We start from the raw sequence: 14,290 nt of genomic DNA on the forward strand, positions 1-14,290 counted from the left end.
CGACCAGCCTAAGTTGGTCTTTTTTTCTTATCCGACAACGACTTATCGCCATTTCGCATCCTAGATCGAATCCTTATCTAGGACAGCCCCAAGAAAAATGCTTTGTTTTGAATCACAGGCCCGCACGTTCGATGCCAACGCGGGGCTTTTTCATACGGGACATCCCTGTCCCGATGAAAAACGGCCTGCATCCATGCAGGCCGCCCTTCGGGTCTTCGTTTGCCTTCGCTAGTGCAAAGCTACGCACAGCAACGGCAACGGCAACGGCAACAACAACAGCAGAAACACCGCTATCGCCGCGCGATCACCCCCTTAACGCCACCGCCTCACGCGCCAGCGCCTCCACCTTGCCCCAATCGCCGGCCTTGACCGCTGCCGCGGGCGCCACCCACGAACCGCCCACGCAGGGCACGTTCTTGAGCGCCAGGTATTCGTGTGCGTTGTGCACGCCGATGCCGCCAGTAGCGCAGAAACGCAGTTCCGGCAGCGGACCGCCGATCGCTTTCAACGCCGTGGCGCCGCCGATCGATTCGGCCGGGAAGAACTTGAGCTGGGTGTAGCCGTGCTCGAACAAAGCCATCGCTTCCGATGCGGTCGCCACGCCCGGCAGCCACGGCAGGTCGATGTCGCGCGCGGCGGCGATCAGGCCCGGGGCGCTGCCCGGCGACACCGCGAAGGTCGCGCCGGCCTTGAGCGCATCGGTGAAATCGGACGGCTTGCGTACGCTGCCGACCCCGACCGCGGCGCCTTCCACTTCGGCGGCGATCGCGCGCACCGCCTCGAGCGCCACGGCGGTGCGCAGGGTCACTTCGATCGCCGGCAAACCACCGGCGACCAACGCGCGCGCCAGCGGCACGGCATCCTTCAAGTCGTCGATCACCAACACCGGCACCACCGGCGCCAGGGCCAGTACGGCGGCGACGCGCGCTTGCAGATCCTGCATCGAACTCATTGCCTCACTCCTGTCGTTCGCTGCGCCGCGCTCAATCCCGCGCAGCCACTTCGTCGATATGTTTGAGCAGATCGGCCGGATCTTCGTAGACGCGGAAGGCGCCGGCGCGCTCGAGTTCGTCCTGGCCGTAGCCGCCCGACAGCAGGCCCACGCCCAACGCCCGCGCGCGGCGCGCAGCCAGCAGGTCCCAGATGCTGTCGCCGACCACGATCGAGTTCTCGATATCGGCGCCGAGCTTGTCGGCGGCGGCCAGGAACAGGTCGGGATCGGGCTTGGCGTGCTTGACCATGTCGCGGGTGATCACCGGGGTGACCTCGGGATCGACGCCGAGCGCGACCAGATTGTGGCGCGCGGTCTCCATGCGGCCGCTGGTGGCGATCGCCCACGGGATCCGGTTCTCGGTCAGATAAGCCAGCAACTCCACCGCACCCGGCAGCGGGCGGATCTGGGTCGCCTGCCGGCCATAGGCCTCGGCATGCAGGCGGTGCAGACGCTCGATGCGCTCGGGGGTGATGTCGATGCCGGTCTCGCGCAGCAGGATATTGGTGAACAAGCCGCCGCTCATACCGATCTTGCGGTGGATGCGCCACACCGACAGCGGGATGCCGTCGGCGTCGAGCGCCTGCTTCCAGGCGAGCACGTGCTGATAGACGCTGTCGACGAGAGTGCCGTCGAGGTCGAACAAGAAGGTAGTGCGTACGGGAGCGGGCATGGGGGACCAGGCTTGGGAATCAGGGAGTGGGGTCGACGATCACAGCGGCAACGCGCCGAACACGCCGGCGCCCTTGTCCGCGGGAGCGGCGTAGTCGCGGAACGCGGCGAACAGTTCGCGGCCGAGGCCGACGTGGTGCGAGGACAGGTCGACCACCGCGTTCTCGCGTTCGCTCCAGTCCGCCGGCGCCAGCACGCTGAGGGTGCCGGCGATCGCGTCGACGCGCAGCACGTCGCCGTCGCGCAGCTTCGCCAAGGCGCCGCCGCATGCGGCTTCCGGGGTCACGTGAATCGCCGCCGGCACCTGCCCGGAAGCCCCCGACATGCGGCCGTCGGTGACCAAGGCGACGCGGTGGCCGCGCTTTTGCAGCACGCTCAGGGTCGGGGTGAGCTGGTGCAGTTCCGGCATGCCGTTGGCGCGCGGGCCCTGGAAGCGCACGACCACGATTACGTCGCGATCGAGTTCGCCCTGCTCGAAGGCCTGCTTGACCTGATGCTGTTCGGTGAACACGCGGCACGGCGCTTCGACGGTCCAGCGGTCCTCGGGCACGGCCGAGACCTTGATCGCGGCGGTGCCGAGATTGCCGTCGAGCACGCGCAGGCCGCCGTCGACACGAAAAGGTTCGTCGACCGGACGCAGTACCGCGGTGTCGGCGCTGGTCGGCGCCGACGGCACGTGCACGACCTGGCCGGCGTCGTCGAGCCGCGCCTCGATGCGATAACGCGCCAGGCCCGGGCCGGCGACGGTTTCGACGTCGCCGTGCAGCAGCCCGTGATCGAGCAATTCGCCGATCAGATAGGCCAGGCCGCCGGCGGCGTGGAAGTGATTCACGTCGGCGCTGCCGTTCGGATAAACCCGTGCCAGCAGTGGGATTACCGAAGACAGCGCATCGAAATCTTCGAGCCGCAGTTCGATGCCCGCCGCCGCGGCCATCGCGATCAGGTGCAGCAGGTGATTGGTCGAGCCGCCGGTGGCGTGCAGGCCGATCACGCCGTTGACGATCGCGCGCTCATCGACGATGCGGCCGATCGGCCGGTAGTCGTCGCCGAGCGCGGTGATCTGCGCGGCGCGGTGCGCGGCCTGCGCAGTCAGCGCATCGCGCAGTGGCGTGTTGGGATGGACGAAGCTCGAACCCGGCAAGTGCAGGCCCATGAGCTCCATCAGCATCTGGTTGGAATTGGCGGTGCCGTAGAAGGTGCAGGTGCCGGGGCCGTGGTAGCTGCGCGCTTCGGCTTCGAGCAGTTCCTCGCGCGAGGCCTCGCCGGTGGCGTAGCGCTGGCGCACCCGCGACTTTTCGTCGTTCGGCAGGCCCGAGGTCATCGGCCCGGCCGGCACGAAGATACCCGGCAGGTGGCCGAAATGCAGCGCGCCGATCAGCAGCCCCGGCACGATCTTGTCGCATACGCCCAGGTACAGCGCGGCGTCGAACATGTCGTGCGAGAGCGCGATCGCGGTCGACATGGCGATGACGTCGCGCGAGAACAGCGACAGCTCCATGCCTTCGCGGCCCTGGGTGACGCCGTCGCACATCGCCGGCACGCCGCCGGCGACCTGCGCGGTCGCACCGGCTTCGCGAGCGGCCGCCTTGAGCAGATCCGGAAAACGCTCCAGCGGCTGATGCGCCGACAGCATGTCGTTGAACGAGGTGACGATGCCCAGGTTGGGCGCATGGCCCGAGCGCAGCGCGCTCTTGTCGCCGGACGCGCAGGCGGCGAAACCATGGGCGAGATTGCCGCAGGACAGGCGTCGGCGTTGCGGGCCGCTGCTCAACGCCGCATCGATGCGGGCGAGATAAGCATTGCGGCGTGCGCGGCTGCGTTCCTGGATGCGGTGCGTGACTTGCGCGACAACGGGATGCATAGGGGTATTCACGGGTACTCGATTCGTTCGTGGCGCCTGCGACGGCGCCGACCAGTTCCCCCCTTCAAAAAAGGGGAGTTAGGGGGGATTTGCCCCGCCTACACCTTCCTGAGAAGCCGAGGCAAAAGCAAATCCCCCCGCGCCGCTATGCGACGCGGCCCCCTTTGGAAAGGGGGCGACAGCAAAGGCCTGAGCTTGGGAGGGGAGGGAGCCTGGGCCTGGCGGTCTGCGGAGTCCAAGAGTGCTGCGGACTCCAAGGGTGGAGCGAGAGAGACGGAACGTGGAACGGGACTCGGGACTCGGGACTCGGGACTCGGGACTCGGGATTCGGGATTCGGGATTCGGGATTCGGACTCGAAAATCGAAAATCGAAAATCGGATGCTGGACGGGACGCGCCAGCTCAGGGACTCCAGTACAAGGTCGGCGTTACCGGCGCGCCGGTCAGTACCGAACGGATCGGCAGTGCGCTGCGCGGGTCGCGCTGGGCGCCGTCGAGCACTGCGCGCTTCTTCTCGCCTTCGATGTGCAGGTACAGCGCCGGCGCGGTGAAGATCGCGCTGAGGGTCAGGGTCATGCGCGGCTCCGGCATCGCCGCGGTGCGGATCGACATCACCGGCGCGCGGCCGCGCGGCTGCAGGCCGATTTCGCGCAAAGCCGGATTGTCGTAACCCAGGTCGGGGAACAACGAGGCCACGTGGCCGTCGTCGCCCATGCCGAGCACGGCGACGTCGAGCGGCAGGCCTTCGTTGGCGATCTTGGTCAACACCGGCATCAGCGCCGCTTCCGGCGTTTCGGTCGGACGGTACAACGGCAACAGGCGCGCGACGGCGGCGTTGTGCTGTAACAGGAATTCGCGCAGCAAGCGTTCGTTCGAACGCGGATGCTCGGGCGGCAACCAGCGCTCGTCGATCGGCAGCACCGTCACCCGCGCCCAATCCAAAGTCTGGGTCGACAAGGCCTGGAAGAAGCGCTTCGGCGTATTGCCGCCGGACAGCGCGATGCAGGCTTCGCCATGGCGCGCGAGCGCGCCGCGCAGATCCGCGGCAACCTGTTTCGCCAACGCTTGGGCGAGTTGCTCGCCATCGTCGAACAGACGCTCGTGCAACGGCAGGGGCAAGGGTTCGATCACTTTCAGTCGCTCAGCCTGCATCTTCATGCCAGGTCCTCCCATCGCGTTCGATCAAGGCCACTGCGGCGCTCGGGCCCCAGCTGCCGGCGGTGTACGGGCGCGGCGCGTCGGCGCTCGCGGCCCAGGCGGCGCGGATCGGGTCGATCCACTTCCAGGCCGCGTCGACTTCGTCGCGACGCATGAACAGCATCGGGTTGCCGCGCACCACGTCCATCAACAGGCGCTCGTAGGCATCGGCCTGGCGCCCGCCGAAGGCCGCGGCGAAACTCATGTCCAACGGCACGTGGCGCAGACGCAGACCGCCCGAGCCCGGCACCTTGTTCATCAGCCACAGCTTCACGCCTTCGTCGGGCTGCAGGCGCAGCACCAGCTTGTTCGGCGCCAGGCGGCTGGACGGGTCTTGTTCGGTGAGGTCTTCGAAGATCGAGTGCGGCACCTGGCGGAAGGTCACCACGATCTCGGACGAACGCTCGGCCAGACGCTTGCCGGTGCGCAGGTAGAACGGCACGCCGGCCCAACGCCAGTTCTTCACTTCGGCCTTGATCGCGACGAAGGTCTCGGTGTGCGACTGCGCGCCGAGTTCCTGCGCATAGCCCGGCACCGCGCGGCCGTCGACCGCGCCGGCCTTGTACTGGCCGCGCACGGTGTACTGCGCGGCGTTGCCGTTCTCGATCGGGCGCAAGGCGCGCAGAACTTTCAGCTTCTCGTCGCGGATCGCGTCGGCGGCGAGCGAGGACGGCGGTTCCATCGCGACCAGGCACAACAGCTGCAGCAGATGGTTCTGGACCATGTCGCGCAACGCGCCGGACTTGTCGTAGTACGGCGCGCGCGATTCCACGCCGACGGTTTCGGCGACGGTGATCTGCACATGGTCGATGTGTTCGGCCTTCCACAACGGCTCGAACAAGGCGTTGCCGAAGCGCAACGCGGTCAGGTTCTGCACCGTTTCCTTACCGAGGTAATGGTCGATGCGGAAGATCTGGGTTTCGGCGAACACCCGGCCGAGCGCGTCGTTGATCGCATCGGCGCTGACGCCATCCTTGCCGAGCGGCTTCTCGACCACGACGCGGGTCTTGGGCCCGACCAGGCCGTGCGAGTGCAACCGGTCGCCGACCACCCCGAACAGGTCCGGGCCGACCGCGAGGTAGAACACGCGGACGCGTTCTTGGTCGGGAAACTCGGCGGCGAACTCGGGCCAAGCGGCGTCGGAGCTGAGGTCGAGGCGGCGGTAATACAGCAGCGCCAGGAAACCGTTCAAGGCCTCGCCGTCGCGTGCCTGTTCGCCGGCGAAGTTGAGCAGCGCCTCGCGGATCTTGCCGCGGTAGTCCTCGTCGCTGCGCTCGTCGCGGGCGATCGCGACGATGCGGGTGCCGGCGACGATCTGGCCGTCGACATAGCGGTGGAACAAGGCGGGCAGGAGCTTGCGCAGGGCCAGGTCGCCGGTGCCGCCGAATATCACCAGGTCGAACGGGACCAGCGGCGCCAGATGCGGGGCGTGGGAGGGGGTCGGCACGGAGTAGACACTCATGGGCGGGCTCGGACAGGTCTCGTTAGGAACCATACCAGTAAAGATACCAGTAAGATACCACTTCGACAAATTAGTCATTTTTCAATCATTTACGCAGGCATATCAGACACTTGTTGCCGCCAGTGGTCTGCGACTGGTATCTTTTTGCCATGCAGCCCTATTTGGTCAGCGAGTTCCGCCGCCAGAGCGACGCCCGACGCGCGCCGGCCTACCAGCACTTGCGCCGGTCCCTGCAGCACGCGATCGAAAACGGCGAACTGACCGCCGGCCAGGCCCTGCCCGGCGAACGCGAACTCGGCAAGCTGCTCGACCTGTCGCGGGTGACCGTACGCAAGGCGATCGCCGGCTTGGTGGCCGACGGCCTGCTGGTGCAGCGCCAGGGCGCCGGCACCTTCGTCGCCGAGCGCATCGTCAAATCGTTCTCGCGCCTGACCAGCTTCACCGACGACTTGCGCGCGCGCGGGCTCGACCCGCGCTCGACCTTCCTCGAACGCGGCCTCGGCGAGGTCACCCCGGAAGAGGCGATGGCCTTGAACCTGTCGCCGGGCGCGGGGGTGATCCGCTACTACCGCCTGCGCACCGCCGACGGCGTGGCGCTCGCGCTGGAACGCACGGTGGTGCCGGCCTCGGTCATCGCGCATCCCGATTTCGTCGAGAACTCGCTCTACGAAGCCTTCGCCAAGCTCGGCATCCAACCGGCCCGCGCCCTGCAGCGCTTGCGCGCGATCGCCTTCGACGCCGAACAGGCGCGGCTGATGAACCTGCCCGAAGGCGCCCCCGGATTGTTCATCGAGCGCCGCACCTTCCTCGACGACGGCCGCGTCGTCGAGTTCACCCGATCCTTCTACCGTGGCGACGCCTACGACTTCGTCGCCGAACTGCAGAGCGAACCCACGCCGTGACCACAGACACCCTGCTCGACGCCACCAGTACACGCATGTACGCCGAAGCGCAGGAAGCCGGCGACGCCGTCGCCCGCCAGTTCGCCGCCAACGCCGACATCGTCGACGACCTCGCCGAACGCCTGCACAAGCACCCGCCGCGCTTCATCGTCACCTGCGCGCGCGGCAGCTCCGATCACGCCGCCACCTACGGCAAGTACCTGTTCGAGACCCAGCTCGGCCTGGTCACCGCCTCAGCCTCGCCCTCGGTCGGTTCGGTGTATGCGATCCAGCCCAAGCTCGACGGCGCTTTGTTCGTCACCGTCTCGCAGTCGGGCAAGAGCCCGGACCTGATACGCAACGCCGAGATCGCCAAGGCCGCCGGCGCCCACGTCGTCGCCCTGGTCAACGTGACCGATTCGCCGCTGGCGCGGATCGCCGACACCGTGCTCGGCCTGCACGCCGGCCCGGAAACCAGCGTCGCGGCGACCAAGAGCTATCTGTGTTCGCTGGCCGCGCTGCTGCAGCTGACCGCGCGCTGGAGCAACGACGCCGCCCTGTTCAACGCCGTGCACGCCCTGCCCGACGCGTTGGGCGAAGCCTGGCGGCAGGATTGGTCGCCGCTGGTCGACGGCCTGGTCGATGCGCACAACCTGTTCGTGGTCGGTCGCGGCCTCGGCCTCGGCGCGGCCCAGGAAGCCGCGCTCAAGTTCAAGGAAACCTGCGGCCTGCACGCCGAAGCCTTCAGCAGCGCGGAAGTGCGGCACGGCCCGATGGCGATCGTCGGCCCCGGCTTCCCGGTGCTCGCCTTCGCCCAGGACGACGGCACCGGCGACGGCACGGTCGTGGTGGCACGCGAGTTCCGTGCGCGCGGCGCGCCGGTGTGGCTGGCCGCGCCGGGCGTGCCCGGCGGCGACGTGTTGCCGACCGCGCGTTCGGTGCATCCGGCGTTGACGCCGCTGCTGACCGTGGCGAGCTTCTACAAGGCGGTCAACGCCTTGTCGGTGGCGCGCGGGCACAACCCGGACCTGCCGCCGCATCTCAACAAAGTCACCGAAACCGTCTGAGGCCCCGCATGTCCGCCACCGCCTTCGTCAACGGCCGCGTGCTCAGCGAGCGCGGTTTCGAGTCCGACCTGAGCGTCATCGTCGAGCAAGGCCACATCGTCGCGGTGTTGCCCGGCCCCGTGCCGAGCGGCGCGCAAACGGTGGACCTGCACGGCCAGTACCTCGTGCCGGGCTTCATCGACACACAGGTCAACGGCGGCGGCGACGTGCTGCTCAACGACACGCCCACGGTCGACGGCATCCGCCGCATCGCCCAGGCGCATCGCCAGTACGGCACCACCGGGATGCTGCCGACCCTGATCAGCGACGACGTCGAGGTGATGGTCACGGCGATCGACGCCGTACGCGAGGCGATCCAGCAGGGCGTGCCGGGCATCCTCGGCATCCATCTCGAAGGCCCCTACCTGGCCGCCGCGCGCAAGGGCGTACACAACCCGGACAAATTCCACACCCCGGACGAGGACGAACTCGACCGCATCGCCTCGCTCGGCGTCGGCAAGACCATGCTCACCCTGGCGCCCGAGCGCTTCGCCAACGCCAGCCTGCAGGCGTTGGCCGCACGTGGCGTGCTGGTTTGCGCCGGCCACACCGCCGCCGACTACGACCGCTTGCGCGACGCCTTCGCCCACGGCGTGCGTGGCGTGACCCATCTGTTCAATGCCATGACGCCGCTCGGCAGCCGCGAACCCGGCGGCGTCGGCGCCTGCATCGAAGACCCGAACAGCTGGTGCGGCGTGATCGTCGACGGCGAACACGTCCACGACGCCTCGCTGCGCATCGCCATCGCGGCCAAGCCGCGCGGCAAGATCATGCTGGTGACCGATGCCATGCCGCCGGTCGGCGGCGAGCAGGAAGATTTCGTCCTCTACGGCGAAACCATGACCTGCCGCGACGGCAAATGCACCACCGCCGCCGGCACCCTCGCCGGCTCCGCGCTCGACATGGCCAGCGCGGTGCGCAACACCGTGCAGCGCCTGGGCCTGCCGCTCGACGAAGCCTGCCGGATGGCCTCGACTTATCCGGCCGAGTTCCTCGGCCTGGGCCATGAGCTGGGACGCATCGCGCCGGGCTACCGCGCCGACCTGGTGAGCTTGGACGACGGGTTGCGGGTGACCGGCAGTTGGATCGGCGGGTTGGCGTAAGTTTCGCCGCGTCATCGCTACGGCTCCTTGGATGATGCTTCGTCATCCAGCAAAACCGGGCTGAGTACTTTCAGGATAGTCGTCGCGCCAACCGCATGCGTACCTCTACCTGTATCAATAGCGGCCGCCGCTGACACGCGTCGTGTCGCCTGCCGGGAGCTCGGTCGCTAGATGCACGCGCCGAAGCTCGAACGCGACGCCGAGTTCGAGCTTCGGCGCGTTGCGGGTCAGGTGGCGTTCTCGATCAACGGGCGGCGTGTGTATGTCTCGCCAAACCTCTCGACCGGCCCAGTCCTCGTAGGCGCAGCTCTTTACCGCGCGCAGGACCGCGTGCTCTGAGCAAGGTCCAAGTTGCTATCCCAAGTCCAGCGCAGGCGGCCGAGTCGGCGCCAGGGGAAGAGATCAACGTAGTTCAAATGGTCAGGTTCACTTGGGATGGCAAATGAACCTGACCCGTTCTTCAGATGGCCCTATAGAACATCAGGGATTCTGGATGGGGATGACCGGGCCGACATCCACCGTGCCACCGCCGCCGTAACCACCACCTATCGGGCCGGAGTAACCACCACCGCCGCCCGGATTAGACGCGCCGCCGCCTTCTCCGCCACCCCCGACGTTCGGATCACCGCCTGGCGTAGTAACCGGTATGGCGTTTCCGCCCCAAAATTGATCCATACTGCTCGTTCTAAAGTAACTCACACACCAGTTGGCATTGCAGACGATAAACTTATCGCCAACCACCCGCTCGTAGCCCGCCAAATTTTGCTTATAGCTCCAATCCATTGACTGGATATATGCCAAGGTGGGCCCATCAGGGGCAGGCATTTGCAGTTGACATGAATTGTTGCATGTAAATGGCCCGTATGCTCCAGGCTCATAAGTAATGTATGTCCCCTGCATCGTAGCGACCGAGCCTGCGACGACAGCGCCTGAAGCGAAAGCAATCCCTAACAAAAGAACTACAAGCTTACGCATATAAAACTCCTTTTTTAGTTTGCACAGCAATTTCCATATATCCTTCTTGCCAAAGCCTCGGCTTCTGAAAGCCGGTCATATGGAACATTTTTTGCCTGATAATCCATTAGCGGTTTCGGTATGGTGCCAGGCTTTGCGAGCTCAACAGCACGATAGTAGGCGTATGAGCGGATGGGGTCTTTGGGAAACACGACTCCAGAATTGTAGTGACCGGCAAGAGCTACTAAGGCATCGGTGTTTCCTTTCGATGCAAGATTCGTGAGGTAGCCACGTGCGACCTCCTTGTATTTTTTGACTTTGTCGGGGTCGCGAACCATTTCGGTAGCATCTCCGAGCACGGCGCTGGGATCTCCCGAATAAACCAACTGTGCGTGCTCATCTCCTGAGGCGGCTGCCATTTCCAGCCATTTACCTCGGTCTTTCATAGCCGGTTGGGCAGAAGCACATTCGGTCTGTATTTTCTGTTGCTGCGCGGCAAGCGTTTGCGTTGAAACGCCAGCCCGTTCGTAAACTTTGATATCTGCGTCGCTGTAGCCGCCCTGCCCATAAAAGCAATTCTGTAGCTTCACGAATATCTCAAGCGCAGCCCTGCCATCGCCGGCTTCCGCAAGCGGGCGTAACCGCTCAATGACCTGAGCCGCATCTCCCGGAGGAGGGTAAACGCTGCCTTGAAGCGAATACGCTTTTTTATGAACAACTTTCGGCACCGCACTCGTCGATGCGCCGTCCGTCGCTTCCGTGCGGGGGGCGGGATTAACGCCGCTAGACGTTGCGGCCCGGCTTGTTTCTGTTGTTGGGGAACGTTTCTGGCTAAAGAAAAGTGCAGCTCCAAGCAAAAGCAGGAGCACGCTAGCTATCCATGCAGCAACTGTTATTTTTTTCATTGGAAGTGCCTAACGAAGAGGGTGCACTCTCAAGTTACAAGTGCATCACCCAAGCGGATCAAAGGCTTAAACCTCCTTCCTGGAAACCGGCCTTGATTCAGGGTAAGCCTTTGATCAGTCGAGAATTTCTGATTTGCCGTCCGCCTAGGAAAAAGCGGGTCATCAGGTGAAGAGTGATGCACTTGGTCCTGGTCAGTGCAGGGCAATGAAGTCACGCGAAGTGAGCTTAATTCTGTTGCGCGCCCACATTCCGGGCTATTTCTGAATTTCCTTACTGCCGCTTTTTTCGGCACATGAGCCGATCCCCAGCGGCTTCGAGCTATTGAGAAGAACGCAAATGACGAAACCTCTTGCGCCCGCTCTATTCAGATCGACATAACATGCAAACTCGAACTGATCGTCCACGATTCGGCTTTGCGAGGCAAGGCACATTATCTAGGGGCGATACCGCCATCGGCTCGGCGCTGGACATGGCCAGCGCGGTGCGCAACACCGTGCAGCGCCTGGGCCTGCCGCTCAACGAGGCCTGCCGGATGGCCTCGACTTATCCGGCCGAGTTCCTCGGCCTGGGCCATGAGCTGGGACGCATCGCGCCGGGCTACCGCGCCGACCTGGTGACGTTGGACGACGGGTTGCGGGTGACGACCAGCTGGATCGGCGGGTTGGTTTGAGCTCTGCCCGCCCACGTCGTTACGAACGCGGGCTGCAGCGCGGCGTGTCGGCGATGGATTCGACGACGACGCCCTTCAGTCGCGCTGCTCGACAGGGTCGGCGCGCGATGCCACGGCCGGCGGACTGCGCGTCGTCGCCAGGAACGAGCCCAGCAGCACCAGCACGAAGCCCGCGCCCATGCCGTAAGTGAGCGGCTCGTGCAGCAAGGTCACGCCTAGCAGCAAGGCCACCAGGGGGTTGAGATAGGTGATGACGGTGGCCCGTGCCGGGCCCGCCTCGGCGATCAAGGCGAAGAACAGCAGGAATGCCAGCGCGGTGCAGACCACGCCCAGTATCGCTATCGACCCGGCCGCCTCCAGCGTGATCTGCGACGGCCAGGCGCTGAGCGCGAAGGGCACGTAGGCCATCGCCGCCAACGCCAACGAAGCGGCAATGACGCCCAAGGGCGGCACATCGGACAAGTAGCGACTGATGATGATCGGGCCGAGCGCATAACCCAGCGCGGTCGCCAATGCGGCGGCCATCGCCCAACCGTTGGACACGTCGATATCCAGGCCGACCAAGGCCGCTACGCCCGCCAGGCCGACACCGAGGCCCAACAACCGGCGACCATCCAGTTTTTCGTGACCGCTCAGGGCCATCAGGCCGGCGGTCATCACCGGCACCGTGGCGATCAACAGACCGGCGGTGGAACTGTTGATGCGGGTCTCGGCATAGCCCAGCAACCACCACGGGATGCTGATCTCCACCACGGTGAATGCGAGCAAGGGCCGCCAGTGGGAGAGCAACGGCCGCAACGCGCCGCGTGCGGCCGCGATGGGCAGCAACAACAGCGCGCCGATCAGCGTGCGCCCGAACGCGACCGACACCGGCGGCACATCGGCGACGGCGACCCGGATCAACAGATAGGGCACGCCCCAGATCACCCCCAGCGCGAGGAACAACCACCAGGCGCGCCGGCTCATCGGGTCCTCCGCGCGAGCACGCTGCGCCAGGGGCCGTCTCTGCCGTCGATACGCGATTCCCAGTCGACCGCGAAACCCGCGGCTCGCAGACGCTCGTCCAGCCCGGCATCCGACCACCGCACCACCCGGTAATCGCCCGAGTCGCCGTGCTCCCAGAACTCGCCCTCGCCCAGCGGATACGACAAGAGCAAAGCGCCCTCCGGCAGCAAGGCCTGGGCCAGCTTGCGCAACACGCCGTCCACGTCGCCGCGTTCGAAATGCTGCAGCACGCACAGCATCAGGATGCCCGCATGGCGGCCCGCGACCTCGTCCGCGAGCAGATCGAAGACCTCCGCCCGCCGACCGCGCAGGGCCTGGAATTCGCAGAAGGCCCGGGTCACGTCGGTGCGGTGGACGGGCACCGCGAGCGTCTCCAGGAAATCCGCATCCCATCCTGGACCCGACCCGATCTCCAGCACGCCCTCGCCGGACGGCAACGCCCCGGCGAGCCGCCGCAGCGCCTCCGCCCCCGCCGCCGACGGCTGCGGCGGCACCGAGGCGGCATAGTCGTGCGCGCATTTTTCGTAAGCGGCGACCGTGCGCCGGTTGCTGGATTCAGACGGTGCCATCGGAACGATCTCCTGCGGTCGAGCGCTGTCGTCGACGCGCCATATAAACATAGGAGCGGGCGCGTTTGATGGCGTTCCCATGAAAAGCCGGATACGGCGCAAGACCGAAGCGGCGCGGTCGCGGCTTGCGCCGCTCCTACCCAAGAGCAGACGCGATCGGTCAACTGTTGCCGTTGCCGTTGCCGTTGCCGTTGCCGTTGCCGTTGCCGTTGCCGTTGCCGTTGCCGTTGCCGTTGCCGTTGCCGTTGCCGTTGCCGTGAGAGCTTGGCGCATTGCCGAACTTGCGAGAACACCTGTAGACCCGGAGGGCGGCGCACAGGACGTGCGCCCGGCTTCTAAATGGAATGCCCTCGATAAGACAGGGATGTCTTATCGGAAAATCCCGGCGGACGCACCGAACTCGCAAGGGAGCTTCGTCAAGGAGAGCCATTTTCTTTGGTTAGCTTTGACCGAAGGAGCTCCCTGTGGGACTTTTGGGCTTAGCAAAAGAAAGTAACCCGGCCGCGTCAGCGGACGGAAGCTTTGCTCTTGCTTGACCGAAACGCCGGAGGCCGCCAGGACGTGGTCGCGACTTGCGTCGCTCCTACCCTTTAAGCCACGACGAAGACGCCTCAATCTCGCGCCGATACCGGCGCCAGCCTGTCAGGGTAGGAGCGGCGCGAGCCGCGACTGCGCTGCGACGGTCTTGCTACGCCTCTCTCAAGCAAGATCTAGATCAAACGCTAAAAGCTTCCGCCACTAAAGCGGCGGGTTACTTTCTTTTGTCTAAAGCAACAAAAGAAAGGTAAGGCGGTTTCTAAGCTTAAGTGCATCACCCACCGAAGGGTTCTGCACATGGGCCACCACTACACCCACCTGAGTCCCGAAGAGCGCGGCGCCATCATGGCCTGGGTCCGCCAAGGTCTCAGCGCCCG

13 protein-coding genes and 1 pseudogene are annotated in these 14,290 nt (G+C 65.5%); 4 read left to right on the forward strand and 10 right to left on the reverse strand.

Features of this window, described 5'->3' with window-relative positions:
* Window positions 1-304: 304 nt before the first annotated feature.
* The 5 genes from eda to zwf all read right to left on the reverse strand — a co-directional run bounded on the left by eda (window position 305) and on the right by zwf (window position 6,182).
* The gene (gene eda / locus ACTOWK_RS23015) at window positions 305-952 is read right to left on the reverse strand and encodes a bifunctional 4-hydroxy-2-oxoglutarate aldolase/2-dehydro-3-deoxy-phosphogluconate aldolase (RefSeq protein WP_441332408.1); all 648 of its coding nucleotides are present in this window, start codon (window positions 950-952) and stop codon (window positions 305-307) included.
* A 31-nt stretch (window positions 953-983) separates the two neighbouring features.
* A complete protein-coding gene (locus ACTOWK_RS23020) occupies window positions 984-1,664 on the reverse strand; it encodes an HAD family hydrolase (RefSeq protein WP_441332409.1) in 681 nt (226 codons plus the stop codon).
* Window positions 1,665-1,703: 39 nt separating this feature from the next.
* Window positions 1,704-3,524 carry a phosphogluconate dehydratase gene (gene edd / locus ACTOWK_RS23025; protein WP_441332410.1) on the reverse strand — a complete coding sequence of 607 codons (1,821 nt, stop codon included), beginning with the start codon at window positions 3,522-3,524 and terminating at the stop codon, window positions 1,704-1,706.
* 401 nt (window positions 3,525-3,925) lie between these two features.
* A complete protein-coding gene (gene pgl / locus ACTOWK_RS23030; protein WP_441332411.1) occupies window positions 3,926-4,681 on the reverse strand; it encodes a 6-phosphogluconolactonase in 756 nt (251 codons plus the stop codon).
* Window positions 4,665-6,182 carry a glucose-6-phosphate dehydrogenase gene (zwf, locus tag ACTOWK_RS23035; protein ID WP_441332412.1) on the reverse strand — a complete coding sequence of 506 codons (1,518 nt, stop codon included), beginning with the start codon at window positions 6,180-6,182 and terminating at the stop codon, window positions 4,665-4,667. Before zwf ends, pgl begins: the two co-directional genes overlap by 17 nt.
* Before the next feature lie 149 nt (window positions 6,183-6,331).
* On the opposite strand from zwf, the gene ACTOWK_RS23040 reads away from it, so the two are divergent.
* Genes ACTOWK_RS23040 through nagA form a run of 3 tightly spaced genes read left to right on the forward strand, consistent with a single transcriptional unit; the run spans window position 6,332 to window position 9,272 of the window.
* Window positions 6,332-7,084 carry a GntR family transcriptional regulator gene (locus tag ACTOWK_RS23040; RefSeq protein ID WP_435395446.1) on the forward strand — a complete coding sequence of 251 codons (753 nt, stop codon included), beginning with the start codon at window positions 6,332-6,334 and terminating at the stop codon, window positions 7,082-7,084.
* A gap of 35 nt (window positions 7,085-7,119) precedes the next feature.
* A complete protein-coding gene (locus ACTOWK_RS23045; protein WP_441332419.1) occupies window positions 7,120-8,130 on the forward strand; it encodes an SIS domain-containing protein in 1,011 nt (336 codons plus the stop codon).
* 8 nt (window positions 8,131-8,138) lie between these two features.
* Entirely contained in the window at window positions 8,139-9,272 is a 1,134-nt protein-coding gene (gene nagA / locus ACTOWK_RS23050; protein WP_441332413.1) for an N-acetylglucosamine-6-phosphate deacetylase, read from the forward strand.
* Window positions 9,273-9,752: 480 nt separating this feature from the next.
* Here nagA and ACTOWK_RS23055 read toward each other — a convergent pair whose 3' ends face one another.
* A complete protein-coding gene (locus ACTOWK_RS23055) occupies window positions 9,753-10,247 on the reverse strand; it encodes a hypothetical protein (RefSeq protein WP_441332414.1) in 495 nt (164 codons plus the stop codon).
* Window positions 10,248-10,261: 14 nt separating this feature from the next.
* The gene (locus ACTOWK_RS23060; RefSeq protein WP_441332415.1) at window positions 10,262-11,095 is read right to left on the reverse strand and encodes a hypothetical protein; all 834 of its coding nucleotides are present in this window, start codon (window positions 11,093-11,095) and stop codon (window positions 10,262-10,264) included.
* A 491-nt stretch (window positions 11,096-11,586) separates the two neighbouring features.
* Between ACTOWK_RS23060 and ACTOWK_RS23065 the strand changes: the two are divergent.
* Window positions 11,587-11,802: pseudogene (locus tag ACTOWK_RS23065) on the forward strand (amidohydrolase family protein); the annotation flags it as partial.
* 75 nt (window positions 11,803-11,877) lie between these two features.
* Here ACTOWK_RS23065 and ACTOWK_RS23070 read toward each other — a convergent pair.
* The 3 genes from ACTOWK_RS23070 to ACTOWK_RS23080 all read right to left on the reverse strand — a co-directional run bounded on the left by ACTOWK_RS23070 (window position 11,878) and on the right by ACTOWK_RS23080 (window position 13,806).
* Window positions 11,878-12,768, reverse strand: coding sequence for a DMT family transporter (locus ACTOWK_RS23070; protein WP_441332416.1), 891 nt, complete (start codon window positions 12,766-12,768; stop codon window positions 11,878-11,880).
* The gene (locus tag ACTOWK_RS23075) at window positions 12,765-13,376 is read right to left on the reverse strand and encodes a methyltransferase domain-containing protein (RefSeq protein WP_441332417.1); all 612 of its coding nucleotides are present in this window, start codon (window positions 13,374-13,376) and stop codon (window positions 12,765-12,767) included. Before ACTOWK_RS23075 ends, ACTOWK_RS23070 begins: the two co-directional genes overlap by 4 nt.
* Before the next feature lie 160 nt (window positions 13,377-13,536).
* Window positions 13,537-13,806: a hypothetical protein gene (locus tag ACTOWK_RS23080; RefSeq protein ID WP_441332418.1), complete on the reverse strand. Its 270-nt coding sequence runs from the start codon at window positions 13,804-13,806 to the stop codon at window positions 13,537-13,539.
* Window positions 13,807-14,290 lie beyond the last annotated feature (484 nt).

Origin of the sequence: Lysobacter sp. CA196 (assembly GCF_052078695.1) — a bacterium.
GTDB lineage: Bacteria > Pseudomonadota > Gammaproteobacteria > Xanthomonadales > Xanthomonadaceae > Lysobacter.

Bases quoted from the DNA above. Each gene is read 5' to 3' on its own strand.
- eda (WP_441332408.1), bottom strand. From the start codon at position 952: ATGAGTTCGATGCAGGATCTGCAAGCGCGCGTCGCCGCCGTACTGGCC.
- ACTOWK_RS23020 (WP_441332409.1), bottom strand. From the start codon at position 1,664: ATGCCCGCTCCCGTACGCACTACCTTCTTGTTCGACCTCGACGGCACT.
- edd (WP_441332410.1), bottom strand. From the start codon at position 3,524: ATGCATCCCGTTGTCGCGCAAGTCACGCACCGCATCCAGGAACGCAGC.
- pgl (WP_441332411.1), bottom strand. From the start codon at position 4,681: ATGAAGATGCAGGCTGAGCGACTGAAAGTGATCGAACCCTTGCCCCTG.
- zwf (WP_441332412.1), bottom strand. From the start codon at position 6,182: ATGAGTGTCTACTCCGTGCCGACCCCCTCCCACGCCCCGCATCTGGCG.
- ACTOWK_RS23040 (WP_435395446.1), top strand. From the start codon at position 6,332: ATGCAGCCCTATTTGGTCAGCGAGTTCCGCCGCCAGAGCGACGCCCGA.
- ACTOWK_RS23045 (WP_441332419.1), top strand. From the start codon at position 7,120: ATGTACGCCGAAGCGCAGGAAGCCGGCGACGCCGTCGCCCGCCAGTTC.
- nagA (WP_441332413.1), top strand. From the start codon at position 8,139: ATGTCCGCCACCGCCTTCGTCAACGGCCGCGTGCTCAGCGAGCGCGGT.
- ACTOWK_RS23055 (WP_441332414.1), bottom strand. From the start codon at position 10,247: ATGCGTAAGCTTGTAGTTCTTTTGTTAGGGATTGCTTTCGCTTCAGGC.
- ACTOWK_RS23070 (WP_441332416.1), bottom strand. From the start codon at position 12,768: ATGAGCCGGCGCGCCTGGTGGTTGTTCCTCGCGCTGGGGGTGATCTGG.
- ACTOWK_RS23075 (WP_441332417.1), bottom strand. From the start codon at position 13,376: ATGGCACCGTCTGAATCCAGCAACCGGCGCACGGTCGCCGCTTACGAA.
- ACTOWK_RS23080 (WP_441332418.1), bottom strand. From the start codon at position 13,806: ATGGCTCTCCTTGACGAAGCTCCCTTGCGAGTTCGGTGCGTCCGCCGG.